At 55.7% G+C, this 18,785-nt stretch carries 20 protein-coding genes and 1 tRNA gene; 13 read left to right on the top strand and 8 right to left on the bottom strand.

Annotated features, from left to right (window positions below; genetic code table 11):
• Positions 1-3 precede the first annotated feature (3 nt).
• The 8 genes from WFM49_RS10900 (at position 4) to WFM49_RS10865 (ending at position 9,108) form a co-directional block, all read left to right on the top strand.
• A complete protein-coding gene (locus WFM49_RS10900; RefSeq protein WP_336973207.1) occupies positions 4-1,173 on the top strand; it encodes a YncE family protein in 1,170 nt (389 codons plus the stop codon).
• A gap of 370 nt (positions 1,174-1,543) precedes the next feature.
• Entirely contained in the window at positions 1,544-2,953 is a 1,410-nt protein-coding gene (locus tag WFM49_RS10895; RefSeq protein ID WP_021446979.1) for a GNAT family N-acetyltransferase, read from the top strand.
• Between the two features lie 13 nt (positions 2,954-2,966).
• Positions 2,967-3,146 (top strand): hypothetical protein, encoded by a 180-nt coding sequence (locus WFM49_RS10890; RefSeq protein ID WP_137430725.1) that lies wholly within the window; start codon positions 2,967-2,969, stop codon positions 3,144-3,146.
• A gap of 181 nt (positions 3,147-3,327) precedes the next feature.
• Positions 3,328-4,113 carry an aldolase gene (locus WFM49_RS10885; protein ID WP_336973204.1) on the top strand — a complete coding sequence of 262 codons (786 nt, stop codon included), beginning with the start codon at positions 3,328-3,330 and terminating at the stop codon, positions 4,111-4,113.
• Positions 4,114-4,152: 39 nt separating this feature from the next.
• Positions 4,153-5,481, top strand: coding sequence for an MFS transporter (locus WFM49_RS10880; RefSeq protein WP_009461140.1), 1,329 nt, complete (start codon positions 4,153-4,155; stop codon positions 5,479-5,481).
• A complete protein-coding gene (locus tag WFM49_RS10875; RefSeq protein ID WP_009461141.1) occupies positions 5,478-6,086 on the top strand; it encodes a 2-hydroxychromene-2-carboxylate isomerase in 609 nt (202 codons plus the stop codon). The genes WFM49_RS10880 and WFM49_RS10875 overlap by 4 nt, the downstream gene beginning before the upstream one ends.
• 692 nt (positions 6,087-6,778) lie before the next feature.
• Entirely contained in the window at positions 6,779-7,657 is an 879-nt protein-coding gene (locus WFM49_RS10870; RefSeq protein WP_009461142.1) for a response regulator transcription factor, read from the top strand.
• Positions 7,658-7,968: 311 nt separating this feature from the next.
• Positions 7,969-9,108 carry a calcium:proton antiporter gene (locus tag WFM49_RS10865; protein WP_009461143.1) on the top strand — a complete coding sequence of 380 codons (1,140 nt, stop codon included), beginning with the start codon at positions 7,969-7,971 and terminating at the stop codon, positions 9,106-9,108.
• 132 nt (positions 9,109-9,240) lie between these two features.
• Here WFM49_RS10865 and WFM49_RS10860 read toward each other — a convergent pair whose 3' ends face one another.
• Both WFM49_RS10860 and WFM49_RS10855 read right to left on the bottom strand, forming a co-directional pair.
• Complete coding sequence (locus tag WFM49_RS10860) at positions 9,241-9,696, bottom strand: GNAT family N-acetyltransferase (protein ID WP_009461144.1); 456 nt, start codon at positions 9,694-9,696, stop codon at positions 9,241-9,243.
• 68 nt (positions 9,697-9,764) lie between these two features.
• Positions 9,765-10,667, bottom strand: a complete 903-nt coding sequence (locus WFM49_RS10855; RefSeq protein WP_060186258.1) for a LysR family transcriptional regulator — start codon at positions 10,665-10,667, stop codon at positions 9,765-9,767.
• Between the two features lie 193 nt (positions 10,668-10,860).
• On the opposite strand from WFM49_RS10855, the gene WFM49_RS10850 reads away from it, so the two are divergent.
• Positions 10,861-11,634 (top strand): SDR family oxidoreductase, encoded by a 774-nt coding sequence (locus WFM49_RS10850; protein ID WP_336973199.1) that lies wholly within the window; start codon positions 10,861-10,863, stop codon positions 11,632-11,634.
• Between the two features lie 129 nt (positions 11,635-11,763).
• Here the strand turns inward: WFM49_RS10850 and WFM49_RS10845 are convergent, their stop codons facing one another.
• From WFM49_RS10845 to WFM49_RS10835, 3 genes are all read right to left on the bottom strand, one after another.
• On the bottom strand, positions 11,764-11,973 hold the full coding sequence (locus tag WFM49_RS10845) for a helix-turn-helix transcriptional regulator (RefSeq protein WP_254499774.1): 210 nt from the start codon (positions 11,971-11,973) through the stop codon (positions 11,764-11,766).
• Positions 11,974-12,384 carry a hypothetical protein gene (locus WFM49_RS10840; RefSeq protein ID WP_254499775.1) on the bottom strand — a complete coding sequence of 137 codons (411 nt, stop codon included), beginning with the start codon at positions 12,382-12,384 and terminating at the stop codon, positions 11,974-11,976. It lies immediately after the preceding gene.
• Positions 12,385-12,628: 244 nt separating this feature from the next.
• Positions 12,629-13,576, bottom strand: a complete 948-nt coding sequence (locus WFM49_RS10835; protein ID WP_336973194.1) for a helix-turn-helix domain-containing protein — start codon at positions 13,574-13,576, stop codon at positions 12,629-12,631.
• A gap of 285 nt (positions 13,577-13,861) precedes the next feature.
• Between WFM49_RS10835 and WFM49_RS10830 the strand changes: the two genes are divergently transcribed.
• Positions 13,862-14,497, top strand: a complete 636-nt coding sequence (locus tag WFM49_RS10830; protein WP_336973192.1) for a cysteine hydrolase family protein — start codon at positions 13,862-13,864, stop codon at positions 14,495-14,497.
• Positions 14,498-14,605: 108 nt separating this feature from the next.
• On the opposite strand, the gene WFM49_RS10825 is transcribed toward WFM49_RS10830, so the two are convergent.
• From WFM49_RS10825 to WFM49_RS10815, 3 genes are all read right to left on the bottom strand, one after another.
• Entirely contained in the window at positions 14,606-15,643 is a 1,038-nt protein-coding gene (locus WFM49_RS10825; protein ID WP_336973191.1) for a DUF72 domain-containing protein, read from the bottom strand.
• Between the two features lie 245 nt (positions 15,644-15,888).
• Positions 15,889-16,302 carry a helix-turn-helix domain-containing protein gene (locus WFM49_RS10820; protein WP_115634284.1) on the bottom strand — a complete coding sequence of 138 codons (414 nt, stop codon included), beginning with the start codon at positions 16,300-16,302 and terminating at the stop codon, positions 15,889-15,891.
• A 236-nt stretch (positions 16,303-16,538) separates the two neighbouring features.
• Positions 16,539-16,612: transfer RNA gene (locus WFM49_RS10815), tRNA-Gly, on the bottom strand.
• A gap of 202 nt (positions 16,613-16,814) precedes the next feature.
• On the opposite strand from WFM49_RS10815, the gene trmB reads away from it, so the two are divergent.
• The 3 genes from trmB to thiS are packed head-to-tail and all read left to right on the top strand — an operon-like array spanning position 16,815 to position 18,769.
• The gene (trmB, locus tag WFM49_RS10810; protein WP_336973189.1) at positions 16,815-17,582 is read left to right on the top strand and encodes a tRNA (guanosine(46)-N7)-methyltransferase TrmB; all 768 of its coding nucleotides are present in this window, start codon (positions 16,815-16,817) and stop codon (positions 17,580-17,582) included.
• Positions 17,579-18,526: a prolyl aminopeptidase gene (gene pip, locus WFM49_RS10805; RefSeq protein WP_009463248.1), complete on the top strand. Its 948-nt coding sequence runs from the start codon at positions 17,579-17,581 to the stop codon at positions 18,524-18,526. The genes trmB and pip overlap by 4 nt, the downstream gene beginning before the upstream one ends.
• Before the next feature lie 42 nt (positions 18,527-18,568).
• Entirely contained in the window at positions 18,569-18,769 is a 201-nt protein-coding gene (gene thiS / locus WFM49_RS10800; RefSeq protein ID WP_026484989.1) for a sulfur carrier protein ThiS, read from the top strand.
• Positions 18,770-18,785: the final 16 nt, after the last annotated feature.

The following is an 18,785-nucleotide window of genomic DNA, read 5'->3' as shown; positions in this document are numbered from 1 at the left end:
TACATGATTGCGTCCCGCCCAGCCTCTTTAAAAATGATTGTTGCCTCCGTAATGGGCGCTTTGCTGCTCAGTGCATGCCAGACTGCACCGCAATCGCAACAAGCGGGCCAAACATCGTCCTTTAATGCGACTGCGCCTCAGGCACAGGTCACTTTCCGTCAGGACACCATTGATGGTGCCTACGAAATTCTGGCTGCCAAGGACAGCAAGCAGTTGTTTGTTGCTGCTACTCCTTTGTTTGAAGACCGTGCTGCTGGCTTCCTGCACGTTCTGGACCAGGACACGCTGCGTGAATCGCAACTGATCCAATTGCCGCGCCGTGCCTTTGCACTGGGCCTGAACCAGAAAACTCACACTCTGTACGTGGGCAACACCCTGGACGGCTCGCTGCTGGCAATCAACAGCCTGAATGGCACCGTCAAGCAACTGATCCAACTGGGTCAAAAAGAAGACAAGGGCGGCTGGGAACACACCCGTAAAGTCGTTATTGACGAGCAAGACAACCGCATCTTCGTGACCAATCCCTCCGAAGGAGGCCGCGTATGGATTGTGGATGGCGCCGACGGTCGTATCCTGCACAATATCGATAACGTGGGCTTGTGGCCTGCTGGCGCTGCCTACGATGCCAACACCAAGCGTCTGTTCGTGGGCCACGGCGGCAAGGATGAAATTGCCGTCATCAACCCGGGCACCGGCGCTATCGAACAGCGCTTCACCACTGGCGATGCAAAAAGCGATAAACGTGAGGATTCCCGCCACTTCTTCGTGAACATCGCCCTGAGCGCGGATGGCAAGAAGCTGTTTGGTGCTGACGCCAATACCGGCAAGATCTACCAATTCGACACCAGCTCCGGCAAAGTGGAAAACACGGCTGAAGTGGGTCTGGGGCTGCTGGATATCGTGTACAACGACGCTCGCAAAGAGCTGATCGCCACCAACCGTGGCGTGGATCGTGAAACACCAGCCGGTACCGGTTCGGTCACCATTCTGGATGCCAACACCCTGGCTGTTAAACACCGTATCAGCGCCCCTGTGCACCCCAACAGCGTCACGCTGAGCGCTGACGGCCAGACCGCTTTTGTCACTATCAAAATCCCTCATGGCGACAAGAGCCCGCACTACCTGAAAGGTGCCAAGGACAGCGTTCTGCGTCTGAACCTGAATCAGCTCTAAGCCCCTGGCTTAAAGCCTGGTCCCAAGCCGAGACTGCCCACAAGGCAGCTCGGCTTTTTTTGTACCTGCCACTTTGGTCTGCCAGGCGGCCTGCCCCTCATCTGTGCCTTGGCCGCAGGATAGTTTTGTCCGCTGTTCAAGCTCTAAGACAAGGCCCGCCATCACTGGCTCTTGGGCGTTTCAACGCTGTTTTAGCAATGCGGTCTGGAAACAAGCAGCAAAGCGGATTGCTGCAACCGGCCACTTGCTCAATAGAATCAATTAGTGGCCTAGCAAGACGCCTCTTGTCTCCCGGCCCCACACTCCCTTTCCCGCCTCCAGCTGTGCCACAGATTGGCATTTCTGGAGCGTTTTCTATTGAAGACAAGTCATGGTTCAGCTGAACGCGTATCACCAGCCTATTGGCCCCTCGCTCCCTCATTGGCAGGCCCGCCCGCAGCCAGCACGCTGCGTTCTGCACGGCAAATACTGCCGTCTGGAAGCCGTGAACCCGGAACAACATGGCGACAGCCTGTACGAGGCCTACAGCAACGCCAGCGATGGCCGCGACTGGACCTATTTGTCTGTAGGCCCCTTTAACAACCGCGCACAGTTCGACCAGCACCTGCAAACCATCAGCCAGGCCAGCAATGCCGTGCATTACGCCGTCGTCGAACAAACCACGGGTCGCGCATTGGGCACCTTGTCCCTGATGCGGATCGACCCACAAAACGGCTGCATTGAAGTGGGCTTTGTAGCCTGGTCGCCCGCTCTGAAACAAACCCGTATGGCCACCGAAGCCCACTACCTGTTGATGGCTTATGCAATTGATGGACTGGGCTACCGTCGCTACGAATGGAAGTGCGACACACACAATGCCCCCTCCCAAGCCGCTGCACGACGATTGGGCTTTCGTTATGAAGGTATCTTCCGTCAGGCGATTGTGTACAAGGGCCGCTCGCGCGATACAGCCTGGTTCTCCATTACCGACCAGGACTGGCCAGCCCTGAAAGCGAATTTCCAGGCCTGGCTGGCACCTGAAAACTTTGACGATCAAGGTCGTCAGAAACATCGTTTGGGGCAGCAAATAACTGTCGCTCCAGCCGGTCCCGGCGCCCGCCGCTTAAAGCAAATGCTGGCCCTGCAAACCGAGCTGAATCAGTTGATTGATCCGAACTGGCGAGTGGCCAAGCAGGACTACTACCGGGCGATCTGGGTGGAATGTGCGGAGCTGGCCGATTACCTGGACTGGAAGTGGTGGCAGCATAGCGAGCGCAATCTGCCGCAACTCCAACTGGAGCTGATCGACATCCTGCATTTTGGTCTGTGCGATGTACTGCGTGCCAACGATGCGCTGCGCGAGCAAGAAGCCGCCACCGCACTGGATCAGCTCCAGCACGCATCAGCCACCGCCAGCGACTCTACGGCCATCATGACGGCTCTGGAACGCTTTACCTTGCGCGTTCTGGAGACACGCCAGTTCGATTTCAGCGGCTTTGCCCAACTGGCTGCTCTTTGTGGTCTGACACTGGACACGCTCTACCACTCCTACGCGGGCAAGAATGCCCTGAACCGCTTGCGCCAACTGCGCGGCTATCAGCACGGCCACTATCACAAGCAGTGGGGCGGGCAGCAGGACAACGAGCATCTGGCACAGCTGCAATTGCGTCTGCCCACCGAGCATGACCATTACCCCGAAATGGTCCTGCATGCCCTGCAAGAAAGCTACGACACGTTTTTTTCGGGAGCCTCCCAGGTCCGGAACGGAGCCTGCGTACCGCCTCCCCTTTCTTCACGTTGACAAAGGACTGTCCATGTACCTCGATTGCGATTGTTCCATCAATGTCTTTCTGGACTCGCCTAAACCGGACTCCAATCCCGTGGAAAGCAATGACACGCGACATCCACCCGACCCCCGGCCACAGCCGCATAAGGTGCAACATCCCTGGTCCCGCTCGCGACGCCGCGAGCGCTCCCGCTGGCGCCAGGGTTAAGCAGCCCCAGCGCTTGTCTCCCGGCCCGGCACCACTGCCGGGCTCGTCTCCTTGATAAGGCCCCAAGCAAATGGAATAGGAGCTATGAGCCAGCGCGCATAGCTCCTCTTGATGTAAATCAAGACAATGAATCCCATCGTCGGCACAAGGATCGACGAGGCCTACCAAAGGAGACAAGCACATGGATACCCCACTCAGAGACAAATCCTATTTTGATGAACGCGCCACCAAAGAGATGGCCACTCATCTACAGCAAGTGCAACGCGACACCCGCGAAACCATGGCATTTGCCTGCCGCATCCTGGCCATGACCGAGCAGGAAGCTGGTTTGGCCGGCCAGATCAGCGTCCGTTCCGAGCGCCCCGGTGCGTATTGGACCTTGCGCTTTGGTCTGGGTTTTGACGAAGCCACCCCCGAAGACTTCATTGAAGTTGACCGCGACTTGAATACCCTTAGCGGCGAAGGCATGGCCAACCCGGCCACACGCTTTCACCTGTGGGTCTACGAAGCTCGCCCCGACGTCAATTCCATCATCCATACACACTCGCCCTGGGCCACGGTATTGGCCACCGCCCGCCAGCCCTTGGTAATTTCGCAAATGGACATGACGCCTCTGCATAATGACTGTGCATTTTTGGGCGAATGGCCTGGCGTGCCCATTGCCGATCAGGAAGGTATCATCATCTCCAAAGCCCTGGGTGACAAGCGTGCCATTATTCTGGCCCACCACGGTTATCTGACCGCAGGTAAAAGCTGCCAGGAAGCCACGTACCTGTCGGTGTATCTGGAACGCGCCGCACGTCTGCAAGTGCGTGCACAAGCGGCCTTTGGCCCACTTACCCCTGTGGACGATACCTTGGCGGCCGAAGCGCACGACTATCTGCTCAAGCCCTCCATTGTTAACGCTACCTTTGACTACTGGTCCCGTCAGACCCAAGGCATTGCGCCCTTAACTAAAACTCGCTGACGCCCGCAACCAATACCCCGCTTCCACCAGGAGGTCGCCATGACGATGCCTAACAATGGACAGGCGCGTTCGTCGCGCCAATACGTTACCGCTGGCTTGGCCAGCATGATGGGAACCACCATAGAGTGGTATGACTTTTTCTTGTACGGCACCGCTGCCGCACTGATTTTCAACAAGATCTTTTTCCCCGCCTTTGACCCGATTACGGGCACACTGGCGGCCTTTGCCACCTACTCTGTGGGCTTTTTCGCTCGTCCTTTAGGAGGATTTGTTTTCGGCCATTTTGGCGACAAGTTGGGCCGCAAATCCATGCTACTGATCACGCTCTTTCTAATGGGGATCCCCACCATCCTGATCGGCCTGATTCCCTCTTATGAAAGCATTGGCTACTGGGCCGCTGTGCTGCTGGTGCTGATGCGCTTTCTGCAAGGTATCGCAGTAGGCGGAGAATGGGGCGGGGCCGTGTTGATGGCGGTTGAACATGCCCCGGAAGGCAAAAAGGGCTTTTTTGGCAGCTTGCCGCAAACAGGGGTTGCCCCCGGCCTGATCCTGTCTTCCCTGGCTATGGGCGCCGTCGCCAGCTTGCCAGAGGAAGACATGCTGTCCTGGGGTTGGCGCCTGCCCTTTCTGGCCAGCGTCGCCCTGCTGCTGGTGGGTTGGTGGATACGTGCCAAAGTGGCCGAATCCCCCGACTTCGAGCAAATGAGCAAAAAGGGCAAACAGGTTCCGATTCCTGCTCTGGAAGTTCTGCGTCATTACCCACGCGAAGTCCTGCTGGTCGTGGGAGGCCGTCTGGCAGAAGTGACCTGGTTCTACACCGTGGTGACCTTTGCCCTGGCTTACGCCACCACCACCTTGGGAGTAGAGCGCAGCGTCATGCTGGATGCCACCGTCTGGGGTGCCTTCGCGGCCTTGTTCACCATGCCCCTGTTTGGCGTATTGGGCGACCGAATCGGCTTCAAATGGGTCTTTATGGCAGGCACGATCTGCATGCTGGCATTCTCCTCCACCTTCTTTTCCATGCTGGGCAGCCTGGATTCCAGGACCATCACCCTGGCTTTGGTGATTGCGATTGGGCTGGTGTATGCCGCGCTGTATGGCCCGCAAGGTGGCCTGTTTTCCACGCAATTTCCACCTGAAGTGCGGTACAGCGGCATCTCCATTGCCGTGCAGGTATCCGGTGCCATCGGTGGCGGCCTGGCTCCCTTGGTGGCGACCTCCCTGCTGGCCTATGGCGACGGTCAACCCGACTACATCGTCTGGTACCTGAGCGCGCTGGGTCTGATTGCTTTTGCCAGTACCTGGTTCATGCATGGGCCGACGCACTTCTCTCTTCCCGCCCTATCCAGCCGAAAGGTACGCACATGAACGCAGCCGGTATTCACTACTACTTCTGGATGAATTCGGACTGGGCCTACCTGGGAGCCGACAGACTGGAAGCGATTGCTCGCAAGCATGGCATCCCTATCCACTACAAACCCGTGGACTTGCCGCAAGTCTATGCACGTACAGGCGGTGTCCTGCTGGGACAGCGCTCACCAGAACGTCAGGCTTATCGCATTGCAGAGCTTAAACGCTGGTGTCGCAAATTGGGCATACAGGTAAATCCCACACCGCGCTTCATGTGCCCAGACGCCACGCTGGCCTCCACCCTGGTGATTGCTATCAATCAGGCTGGTATGCCGGTGCTGGATCTGTACAAAGCCATTTTGCGGGCACAATGGTGCGAGGAGCAGAACATTGCTGACCCCACGCAACTGGCTCGAATCCTGCAAGCACAGCAGCTGGATGCAGACTACTGGCTGAAACAGGCACCGCTGATGCAGGCGCAGTATCAAGCCCACACCGAAGAGGCCATTAAAGCCGGTGTCTTCGGTTCGCCCTCCTATGTGTATCAGGGCGAACTGTTCTGGGGTCAGGACAGGCTGGACATGCTGGACGAAGCCATCGCCCTGCATCCTGCGCCAGCTTGAAGCACAAGCCCGACACCAAGCCTGACTGTTTTTAAAACAAGGGCGGGGCAAGGTTTATCTACCTTGCCCCGCTCTACTTGTTTACAGCTTGGTTCGCAGGCTCAAACCCTGCCCCCAAGCCATCAAAATGATTCAAACGGTCTATACCGAAATCGCTCTAATAGCCCTAACAGTCATCAACGGCGAGCATCCGTACTTGGTCAAAATCTAACAAAAAAGCGGCGAATAAACGCCTCGCTACGGGCTGCGCTTGCTGCTTGAACAAATCGTCACCCAAAGAGCCTCACAATCTTCCCCGGACGACCTCATCCAGATGCACACTAGTGCGGGCAAAACCGCGGCTGGCCTGCCTGAACATAGTCCTTTATTCAGAGGTAAAAGCCGTAGAATCACGCCTTTTCCTGCCAGGAAAATTCACCGATACGCCAGCGTAGCATTCCTGAAATTGGACTTTTGGGTCCGCCTTAAGGCCCGAGTTTCGGGCTTTCGGCATGCCGCCTGCCAAAAATGAAATGCAATGAGCAATTTTGAAAATTTACTTTTTCCATTGATACAGAATGTTATGTCTGCCGTACGAATCATATCGATAGATTTTATCTATTCATTGAGTCTGTATTCTGAGGAAATTGGCTACTTGAGCAATGCCAGTAAAGGTAGCCGTCTTCGTCAGAAGAAGGGCGCGGGGCTTTATATTGAACAAATACGCCACTATAAAGTATCAGCCAGATCAAAAAATCAGGATTCTGCTGATCTCCAATAACACTAGACAGCACGAACAACTTCTTCAAGCCCTGCTGGCTGGTGCTTTTCGGGTTTCTGTTGCTGCGGACGGAGTGCAAGGATATACCAAGGCCCAATTAACGCTACCCGAACTTATCCTGATGGATAAGCAATTGACGGGGATAGACGCCTTGTCCTTGACCCATATGTTGCAAGGATTAAAAGCCACGGCCCAAATCCCCATCATCGTTCTGGATTCACGCATGGATGGCAGCAGCGATGAATGCGTCACTTTTCTAAAGGCTGGTGCGGTTGATTACATTGGCAATCCGTATGCGGTCGATGAAGTAAAAGAACGTATCAACGTGCCCTTGCGCTGCCCCAAGCAGATGGCGCCTGCACTTGTGCCGGGCAAGATGCCAAGCCAGCGGCCCAGCACGACAGCCGAAACCAGCATGCTGATCCATGCCATTCAGAAAACCATTGATGCCAATCTGGGTGCGCCGCCCAGTCAAAAAGAACTGTGCGATATGTTCAAGATTTCGCGTCGAAAAATCATGAATATATTTCAGCGTAATTTTGGCTTAAGTGTAAGTAGCTATATCCGATTGCAGCGTATGTATCGGGCCGAGTATTTGCTGAAGACTACGGCCTTGAAAATTGATGTGATTGCGACCGATTTAGGATTTTCCAGCCCGGCCAATTTCTCTACCGCATTCAAAACGTATGCGGGAGTGTCTCCCGGAAAATTCCGCCAGGCTATGGAGAAGAACAAACCCTATACAGAAAACACACCATGTATTCGCTCCATGGGCCCACCTGTTTTCTCATCTGGGTGGTGTCCGCCGTAAATGGCAACAGGAAAAGAACAAGGTCCACAGGAGACTCGAGCCAGACTCACATAAAAATAAAACTGTTGAACGAAACAATGCCAGGAAGGTGATAAAGGAACCCGCCCTTCACACCTCCACCTTGGCCAGATACAGAAAAAGATGGCTGCACGCCACACAAATCCGGTTTCAGAGGGTCTGCACTTGCCGCCAGGGGGCAAGGTGATAAAATCGTGGCTACTTGAATAGTTCAATTCAAAACAGATCCGGGACGACCTGGATCTGCCTTTTCAGTACAGGGACGGCCCTACCTCTTTGGCGGAGCATCCACGATGGCCCACCCTGCATCACCCTCAACTCAACTCATTACTCCCATCACCTGGCTGCGTCTGCTCGGTTCCTGGTCCATTGTTGTCCTGTTCATGATTTTCGGCGGGCAATGGCTGGGAGACTCCCTGAACGGCACCACGGCGGCCATCGTCTTTCTGGTGCTGTTCGTGACTATCCTGACGGCCTCGTTTGGTGTGGTCCGTGAAGCCGACCACCTGGCCCACCAACTGGGCGAGCCCTACGGTACCCTGATCCTGACCCTGTCCATTGTGCTGATCGAAGTTATCCTGATTGCCTCGGTACTGCTGGGGCCGGGCGACTTTCCCACCATAGGTCGGGACTCGATCTACGCCGTGATGATGATCATCCTGAACCTGATCACCGGCCTGTGTCTGATTGCCGGCGCAGCGCGCAATGGCGATCAGGAGTTCAATCGCCAAGGCACCAATACCTACTTGTCCATGATCGTCTTGCTGACCAGTGTGGGCCTGATTCTGCCCAACTACACCAGCAATGCGGGCGAGTTCAGCACCACCCAGGCCATTGGCATTTCGGTTCTGACGGGCCTGGTCTATGCCATCTTTCTGTATCTGCAAATGGGCAGTCACCGCCATGACTATGTGCAGCCCAATCAGGCGATTCAAAGCACTGAAGATACGACACCCACATCGCGTGATCCCCAGGCGACTCGCGCGATGCTGATACGCAGTCTGGTGCTGATCGCCCTGATCCTGCCTATCGTCCTGTTGGCACACCATCTGGCCATTGTGACGGACTACGGTATCGCCGCCTCGGGCGCCCCCGTTGCCGTCGGCGGTGTACTGATCGCAATTATCGTATTCACCCCGGAGTCCATCACTGCGATCAAGGCGGCCATGAACAATGAAATGCAGCGCGCCATCAATCTGTGTCTGGGTGCCTTCGTCTCTACCGTGGGGCTGACTGTGCCAGTGGTGCTGATGATTGGTCTGATCACCGGCAAGCAAGTGATCATGGGCATCAGCAATATGGAAATCGTGTTGTTTCTGATCACGGCACTGCTCAGTATCTTGAGCTTTAGCGGCAAGCGAACCTCACCCATTCAAGGCTATATGCATCTGATGGTTTTCGCCGTGTTCGGGCTGCTGCTGTTTTATCCCTGAGAAGAACAAGGCAAACAGAGCCAAACCAGCTTTGTTTGCACCTATCCAACGGGACAGACAAGCATAACGGGCCTTCGTGGCCCAAGCGCCTGTCACTCAAGGTCCATGATTTACTGACAGAAACCGAGCTGCTCAGGATCGATCCGGTTCCGAACGAACACACTTATACTCGAACTCGTTCATACCATCGGCAAAGTCCACGTGTTCCCACCCCAAGCGCGTAAAAAAGCGGCAGGCACGCTGGTTTTCCGGGAACACAAAAGCCACCCATTTACGACATGGGGGATGGCCTGGCCAAGCCAATACCGCTTCCAGCATGGCTCCGGCCTGACCATTGCCGCGTAATGGCGGCGCAACGGCAATATCGGTAATTGCATGTGGCAGATTTCGCCCGTCTCCCCAGGCACACCCAATCAAACCAATGGGCTGACCGTTCTGCTCGGCAACCAGCTGGACGCCATCGCTTTGGTTCAACACGTGCTCCAGCCACTCCTGATCCAGTGGCCCCAACTCGCGGTTCAAGTCCTCGTCCTGGAACCATTGCTGTATCCAGTCCCAGTCCGTCGCACGAATTCTTCTGATTTCCATCGCTACCCCGTTTTGAGTTGTCCGCTGCAGCTTGGAGCAGCCCCAGACAAAAACGTTCGAGACCAGCCTCATTCCAAGGCGGAATGACGCAACAAATTTTCCAGCCAATCCGCAAACACCTGAAAACGGCGCGACAAGTGTTGGCGATGCAAATACAGCAAGGACATGGGCATGGGAGCGGCACGGTGATCCGGCAGCACCTCCACCAATTCACCTGATTGCAAATGCGCCTGCACATCGTAAGCAGGGATCTGAATTAGCCCCAAGCCGGACAGACAGCAGGCGATATAGGCCTCGGCATTATTCACCGTCACACGACCTGGCAGATCCAGCACCTGACGCTTGTCCTGCTCCATCCACTCCCAAGGAGCCACACGCTCGCTGGTGGGCGAGGCATAACGCACCACTTGATGGTTTTCCAGATCCGTTGGCGTCTGGGGCATGCCATAACGGGCAAGATAAGCGGGGCTGGCTACATTGATCAAGGGCAAGCTGCCCATTTTTCTGGCGATCAGGCCCGAATCACTTAGGGGTCCCACTCGCAGCACACAATCCACCTGCTCCTCGATCAGATTCACCTCGCGGTCCGTCACGCCCAGATGCACATGGACATGCGGATAGCGCTCCAGAAACTCCGGCAGCGCAGGTGCCACAATCAGGCGGCCTACCCGCCCCGGCACATCCACCTTGATCGTGCCACTAGGCCCCACACTGGCTTGGCGAAACAGGTTTTCGGTTTCCTGCACATCAGCAATCACGCGCAGACAGCGCTCGTAAAACGCCGCACCATCTTGCGTGACTGTGACTTTGCGCGTGGTGCGATTCAACAGGCGAGCGCCCACTCGCCCTTCCAGCTCCTGAATGGCGGCCGACACCGAAGAGCGCGGCATACCCAAGGTATCCGCCGCGCGGGTGAAATTGGCACACTCCACGACCCTCGTAAAGATGCGAAACAGGTCAATGCGGTCCATAGCTTTCTCCCGATAAGCAGCAGCAAAACACGGGCAGAACTGCTAGACCCGGTTGACTCAAGCGGCGGTGCGTATTGTTCGCTTTTTCAGACAAATGATGTCAGAACTAGATGATTTAAACAATTTCAGCGACTTATATCATGAAAAAACGAAAAGGCTTGCAGCCCGCAGCCCACACTAGCAAGGAGTCATCATGGCAAAGCACAGCATCAAAGGTAAAACCGTTCTGATTGCAGGCGGGGCAAAGAATCTGGGCGGCCTGATCGCCCGCGACCTGGCAGAGCAAGGAGCGAGCGCCATTGCCATTCACTACAACAGCGACAGCTCCCAAGCGGATGCCGAAGCCACCATCAAAGCCATCCAGGCAACTGGTGCACAAGCCGTCGTCTTCCAGGCCGACTTGCGTTCGGCTAGTGCCATGGAAAAACTGTTTAGCGATACCGTCGCCGCAATTGGCCGCCCTGATATCGCCATCAACACGGTGGGCAAAGTACTGAAAAAGCCACTGACCGAAGTGAGTGAAGCCGAGTACGAGGAGATGAGCGACATCAACTCCAAAACTGCTTTTTTCTTCCTGAAAGAAGCCGGCAAACACGTACAGGACAATGGTAAAGTCTGCACCCTGGTCACATCCCTGCTGGGTGCCTTCACCCCCTTTTACGCCGCGTATGCCGGCACCAAAGCGCCGGTAGAACACTACACCCGCGCCGCCGCCAAAGAATATGGCGCACGCGGTATTTCCGTCACGGCGGTGGGCCCTGGTCCTATGGATACGCCCTTCTTCTATCCAGCCGAGGGGGAGGATGCCGTGGCCTATCACAAGACCGCGGCTGCCCTGTCTCCCTACTCCAAGACCGGGCTGACGGACATTGAAGATGTCGTGCCCTTTATCCGTCATCTAGTCAGTGACGGCTGGTGGATTACCGGCCAGACCATTCTGATCAACGGTGGTTACACCACCAAGTAAGAAGGCAAGCCAGTGTCTGAGCCTGCAATATCACTGCTTCAGGCTTGAGCACTGGCTTTTCTCAACACCTGCGCATGGATGTCCAAAAGGCATCCACAAGTGGGAATGCCAGCCAGAACGTAACCGCGTTCAAGCTCGAGATTCCTGATACGGGTTCTCGAAAATCTCTTCTACGGTCTGCCCGAACACGGCACTGATCTTGAAGGCCAGATCCAGAGATGGCGCATGTTTGCCCGTTTCCAGCGCATTCACCGCCTGCCGGGACACACCCAAGCGCTCTGCCAAATCTGCCTGCGTCCAATTCGCCTCGGCCCGCAATACACGCAATCGGTTTTTCATTTAATCGCTAGTCCGGACAAAGGGTGAAACCAGAGCGAACACAGCCCAAAAGAAGGGGTAAATCAGCCAGGCAGGAATATGGGGCGCAGCGGCGTAGGTTTCCCCAAAGCCCCAGGCTGTCCACAAGGTCAAGGTTGCGCCTGAGGCCAGCACAAAACACTTGGCCACGATCACCCGCACGAACTCATCGCTTTGCGCTATCAAGCGCAAGGTGGCCCAGACTTGTCCGGCCACAGGCAAGGCGACAGCTATGGCAATCAGCCAACCAACAGGCCGACCGAGCAGGCTGTCGAACAGCCCCAGAATGGTCAAGGCATTGACCAGGATATACACGCCCATAAAGAGCAAAGTGCGAATCAGATAGCTGCGACCTGGTGACGGCGCAGAGGGGGAATTACTGTTGGCAAGCATGGTTAAGCACCTGAATGTAAAGTAAACCTGACTTTATAGAAGTCAAAACTACTTGTCAATAAGTAATGTTTACTTTACATTTTTGAATATAGAGCCAGTCAACCAGCAAGCATTCCGATTGGCTGGCTGGTCTATTTGGGCCTACACGTTCTGACCATAAAAACGAGATTTGCAGTTGCCACCTGCGCGCGTTGCTACCCCCCAACACGCAGCCTGGATATAAAGCCACTTGAACAGGCAAAGTTCAAGACCTGCCCGTGTAGCCTAGCGTCGACGGAGATTGCCCAAACCGCGCCTGAAATAGACGGCTGAAATGAGAGAGGTCCTTGAAGCCACAGGCCATGGCCACTTCGGTCACCCGTTTAGGTTTCCCGCCCTCCAGCAAACGATAGCTCTGGATCAAACGCTGCTCCCACAGCCATTGCATGGGGGTTGTCGCCTCAAAAGCAAAGAGTCGGTACAAAGTGCGAGTCGCCATAGACGAAGCACGGGCAATCTGGTCCACATCCAGCGTATCCTCATGCAAATGTGCACGCATATAAGCCTGAACCTGCTCCAGCCGCCGCTCCTGACGAGTGCCCCGAGAAAGCGCAGGAGCGTCAGACTCGAATACCGCGGAGAAGATATCCAGCACAGAAGCCGTCACACGCTGATCCATACCGTCCGCTGCCGCCTCCCCCATACCAAGCAGTTGCTTGACCAAGGCGCCAGCCATCGGCCCCAGACGCGAGTTGGCTGCAATACGACGCGCTGCCAGATTGCCCACCGAGGGCAAGCGCGATGCCAATAAGGGGCGGGGAATCATGACCATGGCCGCGTGAGCCAAAGAGCCCAGCTCCAGATCAAAAGGCCGAGATTGATCCTGAAGTACCAGATCCCCTGTTCCCAGGCTGACGTAGCGTCCGTCCTGGCTCAGTTGAATATGACCATCCAGCATGAGCCACAGCATGAAACAGTCGCGCTGATCTTTACGGATATCGGCCTGCCGTCTGCTCACCCGTATCGCCTCCCCCTGAGGGGTGGCAGACCAGATGCTGCTCAGGCCCAAACCACCAAAACTAGTGAGGGTGACCCGCGCCTGAAACTGGGGCCGGGCAATCTGGCTGCACTCGGTCTGTGAAAACTGCCTGCAAGTGACCTCGTGCCAGTGCTCAAAGCTGTCTCCGGGCTTGACCGCTATGATCGCTGTCATAGGTTCAGTCTCCATAATCGGGGCTATCTGCACCGATGGATTAATCGTTTTTCAACAAGATTACGTCCATTACCCAAAGACAGACAAGCCCTGACAATACCAAGCCTCAGCTCCCTGCCCGTGTACTGTCCAGGATGGCAGGCACAGTCAAAAAAAACGTAAAACTGGCAGTGGCAGCCAAGCCAGAACTGCGCCACCCTCCTACTCTACAAGCGTCTATGACACCGGCAGCGGCAATACCAAATACACAGTCGCCCGGCCGTGAGCAAACCAAAGGAGAATGAAATGGCTATTCAAATTGATCAAATCAACCCCAGCAGCACGGCGGTCATTGTGATCGACATGCAGAACGACTTCATCGCACCCGGCGCCCCACTGGAAACACCCATGGGCATGGAGTTGATGCCCCGCCTGCAAAAACTGCTGGGCCACGCTCGCCAAACTGGCATGGAAGTGATCTTCACCGCCCACGCCCACCGCCGCAACGGCTGCGATATGGGCCTGTTCGGAGAGATTTACCCTCCGATTCAAAACCAGGTGGGGCTGGTAGATGAGACAGCGGGCGTTGATATCTACCCCGAAGTAGCCCCACAGGGGGATGAAGTCGTCATCAAGAAGCACAGGTACAGCGCGTTCTTTGGCACCGACCTGGACATCATCTTGCGTGCTCGGAAGATCGACACCGTTGTCATCACCGGCGTGACCACCGAAAACTGCTGCCACGCTACGGCTCGCGATGCCATGTTCCATGGCTACAAAGTGGCCTTTATCTCTGATGCCACAGGCACCTACAACTACCCGGATATGGGCTTTGGGGCGATTCCGGCTGAAGAAGTACACCGCGTCACCTTGGGGGTGCTGGCAGTATCCACCGCGCATGTCATGACGACGGATGAGCTGATTCACAAATCCAGACAATAATCACGAACCGGACCAGAACCCGCATGCATTGAGCCTCCAGCTCATCAGGCAGCACCACAGGTCTTGTGAACCGCCCCACTTGTGAGGATCGCTTCTCAAGACCTGTGGTTATTTTTCTTGTGCCACAACAAGTTGCGCCAGCCGCTGAATGGAGAGCGGCGCACAGCCTTCCGCATCATTGCTGATTGTCACATACGCCGCCTGCCCCGCCCCCGTGATCCCGCGAATCGTGCGGGCCAGCACCGTGCGAGTATGCACGTCCTCGCTGACAATGGCATCGAAGGGGGTATGCTTTTTTTGAGCATCGGCATAGCCGTAAGCACCAAACTCCCGGTTCAAGTTCCAGCGACACACCAAGGGTCCCGGCCACAAGGCGCGCAAGACGGGCAGTTGCTCTTCAATCGGCGGCATCTTGCCATGCAGCCCCAGACAAAATGTCGCGCCATTGGCCTTGAGCGTATCGACAAGATGTTGAGTCAACAGCTCTGGATCTCTTACCTCTACCGCAAGCACCACCTGTGAGCCTTGCGGCAAAGCCTCACTCGCCGCTGCCAGCATCTGCCCCAACTTGTCGAACAACTCTGCCGAACGATTCAACCAGCCCCAGGACAGAGGGCTTAACTGGAAGACCAAGACGCCCAACTTGGCACGCAAGCCCTCGACTGCAGGCTGCACGAACTGCTCTACAGCCAGACGAATATCCAGAAAGTCCGGATTAGATTTGCGTACCTTGCCCTGCTCATCACGAACTTGGGCATCCGTAATCATGGAAGGACATTTCACAACGAAGCGAAAATCTTCATCAACCTGAGCGGCATAGGCGGAATACTGCGTGACCGTCAAAGGACGCCAGAAGGTGCGATCCACACAGACGGTGCGCATCAAGGGATGCTGGTGATAGGCCTCCAGGCCGTGCTTGGACAAGATACTCGACTCGTACTCGCCATCCCAGATCAAGCCTTCCCAACCAGGGTAAGACCAGGTGGAGACACCGAAACGCAAGGCTTCAGGAAGCTGGGCGGCCAGATCGCTTAGCTCCAGCGCGGAAGCAGCAAGGCTGACTTTGGTGATTTTGCGTCGGGAAGGAGCAGCGGGCTTTGAGGCGGGTGGCTGAGGAATGGCATCGCCGAAAAGATCTTCTTGCATGCTGGGTATAGTGCCATGGGAATGAAGTTAAGCAAATGCCGGCTCAAAATCCACCAGATCCGTACTTTGCATGCCTAGCCCTTTGGCGACGCTACGGCAACGACTAACAGCCTGAACAATCTCCGCCCAGATTGCTTCTGCTTCCTTCACCGTTAACCTGAAGTATGGTGCCCCACAACATGCGCACTGGAACCTGGAACCCAGGTGCACCTCCAGGTCTGAGCGCTTGGCAGATCGTGTCGTCATCAGAAACCTTCCAACTTGTCAGGATTCACAGAGGCCGAATCATCTTGCGACTTGGCCCCCGAGGTTTGATCCGCTTTGATACGTCGTGGCCGCCTGACGCGCTGGGGCAACTGCTCACGCAGCAAGTCCATCCCCAAGGCATCATTTTCCATGGTCATTACTTTAGTCACATCATTCAAGCGTCCCAACACATGCAAAGCGCTTAAAAAGGTATGCAAGGCAGTACCGGCATTACCATCCTCCATGCGCCGGACTGTGCTCAACGACGTACCAATACGCTGGGCCAAATCCTCTTGGCTTAATCGTCGCGCACGGCGAGCCGCAGAGATATCCCGCCCCAGCCGCAGCAAGGCACGGTCTACAGGACGGGAGATGACACTACGAGGAGCACTTTTATTCTCTGAATCAGTCATATTTTTATCCATTCATATATGAACAAATATAAATCATAAGAACTCAAATATGAACAATAAGGACGCAGTATATGCTTTCAGTGAAACTCTCCATACCCAAGTGGGTACAGGTGCTTGATCACACGCCAAGAAGCGGCACAGCGCTACAAGACACCTGTACAAGCAAATGGCCAATATGCTCATCACGCGACAGTGCGGTGAACAGCCGATAAAAGTATTGGGGGAGATATCAGAATTGGAGCGGGTGATGGGAATCGAACCCACGACGGATGCTTGGGAAGCATCAGTTTTACCATTAAACTACACCCGCCCTGATGGAGAGGTCTGCCTCAAAAGCAGACGATCCCGCGAATGGGGAAGAGAAAATTATAGCGCGATCTTTTCTTCATGCGTCGCCCCGGCCCTATCTTTTTCGCGTGCCACCACATGAATTCGGCGGCAAGACTCACTACAATAGAGTTTTCCCGCTTTTAGCTGATACGCGAGCCATTCCTGATGCCCGCGCCACAACCATGACCTCCAGCAACGAAAAACAATCCCTGCTGTCGCCCAATGTCGCGAACAGCAAATCCGGCGAGACCCATATCCGTAGCTTTGTTCATCGGCGCGCGCACATTACGCCCAGCCAGGAACAAGCCCTGGCGCGCCTCTTGCCCCTGTGGTCGATCAGCTACCGCGACAACATCCTGAAACCGGAAACGGTGTTTGGCAATGACAATCCCCTGATTCTGGAAATCGGGTTTGGCATGGGTGAAACCACCCAGAAAATTGCCCAGGCCCGCCCGGACGACAATTTCCTGGGCGTGGAAGTCTTTAATGCCGGTGTCGGTGCCTTGCTCAAGCGCATTGATGACAACCAGATCAGCAACATCCGCATCATCCAGCATGATGCCGTGGAAGTGGTGCGCGACATGATCGCTCCCGGCTCGCTGGCCGGTATTCATATCTACTTCCCCGACCCCTGGCCCAAGAAGCGCCATCACAAGCGTCGTCTGGTGCAATCGCCCTTTATTCAGTTGCTGACCAGCCGTCTGAAACCCGGTGGTTACATCCATTGCGCCACCGACTGGGAAAACTACGCCGAACAAATGCTGGAAGTGCTGTCCGCCGAGCCCATGCTCAGCAACACGCACGAAGGCTACGCACCCCGCCCCGACTTCCGTCCACTGACCAAGTTCGAGAACCGTGGGCTGCGTCTGGGTCATGGCGTGTGGGATCTGATCTTCACCCGCAATGACACCCCTACCCCTGAACTGAACTGGCCCAAGAAAGAACAATGAGCGCTACCCTGTTCCCGCCTATAGAGCCTTACGCCCAAGGCACGTTGCACACCGATGATGGGCACCATATCTACTGGGAATGCTGCGGCAACCCGGCAGGTAAACCGGCCATTTTCTTGCACGGTGGGCCGGGATCAGGATGTTCTACCGATCACCGTCGCCTGTTCGACCCGCAAAAATATAATGTGCTGCTGTTTGATCAGCGCGGTTGCGGGCGTTCCTACCCTCATGCCAGCCTGGAGAACAACACCACTTGGCATCTGGTTCAGGACATGGAGCGGCTGCGCAAGGAAAAGCTCAAGGCCGACAAGATGCTGGTGTTTGGCGGCTCCTGGGGCTCGACTCTAGCGCTGGCCTACGCCCAGACTCACCCCGAGCACGTCAGCGAACTGATTGTGCGCGGTATCTTCATGGCCCGTCCTGAAGAGCTGCACTGGTTTTATCAGGAAGGTGCCTCGCGCCTGTTTCCCGATATCTGGGAACAGTATCTGGCCCCCATTCCCAAGGAAGAGCACGGGGACCTGATTACTGCCTATCACAAGCGTCTGACAGGCGATGACCCCGCTGTGCAGTTACGGGCCGCACACGCCTGGTCGCAATGGGAAAGCAATACCATCACGCTCTTGCCCAGCCAGAATCACCTGGATGCCAAGTCCAGTGATAAAGCTGCTTTGGCCTTTGCGCGTATTGAAAACCACTATTTCATGAACCGGGGTTTTCTGGAGCCGGATCAGTTGCTGAAAAACGCCCACCGCTTACATGGCATTCCTGGTGTCATCGTACAGGGACGCTATGATGTGTGCACTCCGGCGCATACAGCCTGGCAACTGCATCGCGCCTGGCCCCAAGCAGAATTTCATATGGTTGCGGACGCAGGCCACGCCTACGACGAACCCGGCATTTTGGCCCGGCTGCTGGCCGCCACCCAGAAGTTTGCCATCTGAATCACTCGTCCGGCCCTGGCCGGACCATATCCAGAGACAAGAATGAACATTACCCTGAACGGCCAGAGCAAGACTCTGGCAAACTCCGACACGGTTGGCACGCTGATTATCGAGCTGGGCTACGAGAACAAGCGTATTGCCGTGGAACTGAACGGCGATATCGTGCCCAAAAGCCAGCACGGCAGCACCCCGATCAAAGAAGGCGACACCATTGAAATCGTGGTTGCCGTCGGTGGCGGCTGATACTCGCCCTTTAAAA

This window comes from Alcaligenes sp. PF14 (assembly GCF_037150615.1).
Classification (GTDB): domain Bacteria; phylum Pseudomonadota; class Gammaproteobacteria; order Burkholderiales; family Burkholderiaceae_B; genus Alcaligenes; species Alcaligenes phenolicus.
The sequence above is the reverse complement of the archived record's forward strand: the minus strand, read 5'-3'. Positions and strand labels throughout refer to the sequence as shown.

Coding starts and splice junctions, on each gene's coding strand:
- WFM49_RS10900 (WP_336973207.1), top strand. CDS start 4: ATGATTGCGTCCCGCCCAGCCTCTTTAAAAATGATTGTTGCCTCCGTA.
- WFM49_RS10895 (WP_021446979.1), top strand. CDS start 1,544: ATGGTTCAGCTGAACGCGTATCACCAGCCTATTGGCCCCTCGCTCCCT.
- WFM49_RS10890 (WP_137430725.1), top strand. CDS start 2,967: ATGTACCTCGATTGCGATTGTTCCATCAATGTCTTTCTGGACTCGCCT.
- WFM49_RS10885 (WP_336973204.1), top strand. CDS start 3,328: ATGGATACCCCACTCAGAGACAAATCCTATTTTGATGAACGCGCCACC.
- WFM49_RS10880 (WP_009461140.1), top strand. CDS start 4,153: ATGACGATGCCTAACAATGGACAGGCGCGTTCGTCGCGCCAATACGTT.
- WFM49_RS10875 (WP_009461141.1), top strand. CDS start 5,478: ATGAACGCAGCCGGTATTCACTACTACTTCTGGATGAATTCGGACTGG.
- WFM49_RS10865 (WP_009461143.1), top strand. CDS start 7,969: ATGGCCCACCCTGCATCACCCTCAACTCAACTCATTACTCCCATCACC.
- WFM49_RS10860 (WP_009461144.1), bottom strand. CDS start 9,696: ATGGAAATCAGAAGAATTCGTGCGACGGACTGGGACTGGATACAGCAA.
- WFM49_RS10855 (WP_060186258.1), bottom strand. CDS start 10,667: ATGGACCGCATTGACCTGTTTCGCATCTTTACGAGGGTCGTGGAGTGT.
- WFM49_RS10850 (WP_336973199.1), top strand. CDS start 10,861: ATGGCAAAGCACAGCATCAAAGGTAAAACCGTTCTGATTGCAGGCGGG.
- WFM49_RS10845 (WP_254499774.1), bottom strand. CDS start 11,973: ATGAAAAACCGATTGCGTGTATTGCGGGCCGAGGCGAATTGGACGCAG.
- WFM49_RS10840 (WP_254499775.1), bottom strand. CDS start 12,384: ATGCTTGCCAACAGTAATTCCCCCTCTGCGCCGTCACCAGGTCGCAGC.
- WFM49_RS10835 (WP_336973194.1), bottom strand. CDS start 13,576: ATGACAGCGATCATAGCGGTCAAGCCCGGAGACAGCTTTGAGCACTGG.
- WFM49_RS10830 (WP_336973192.1), top strand. CDS start 13,862: ATGGCTATTCAAATTGATCAAATCAACCCCAGCAGCACGGCGGTCATT.
- WFM49_RS10825 (WP_336973191.1), bottom strand. CDS start 15,643: ATGCAAGAAGATCTTTTCGGCGATGCCATTCCTCAGCCACCCGCCTCA.
- WFM49_RS10820 (WP_115634284.1), bottom strand. CDS start 16,302: ATGACTGATTCAGAGAATAAAAGTGCTCCTCGTAGTGTCATCTCCCGT.
- trmB (WP_336973189.1), top strand. CDS start 16,815: ATGACCTCCAGCAACGAAAAACAATCCCTGCTGTCGCCCAATGTCGCG.
- pip (WP_009463248.1), top strand. CDS start 17,579: ATGAGCGCTACCCTGTTCCCGCCTATAGAGCCTTACGCCCAAGGCACG.
- thiS (WP_026484989.1), top strand. CDS start 18,569: ATGAACATTACCCTGAACGGCCAGAGCAAGACTCTGGCAAACTCCGAC.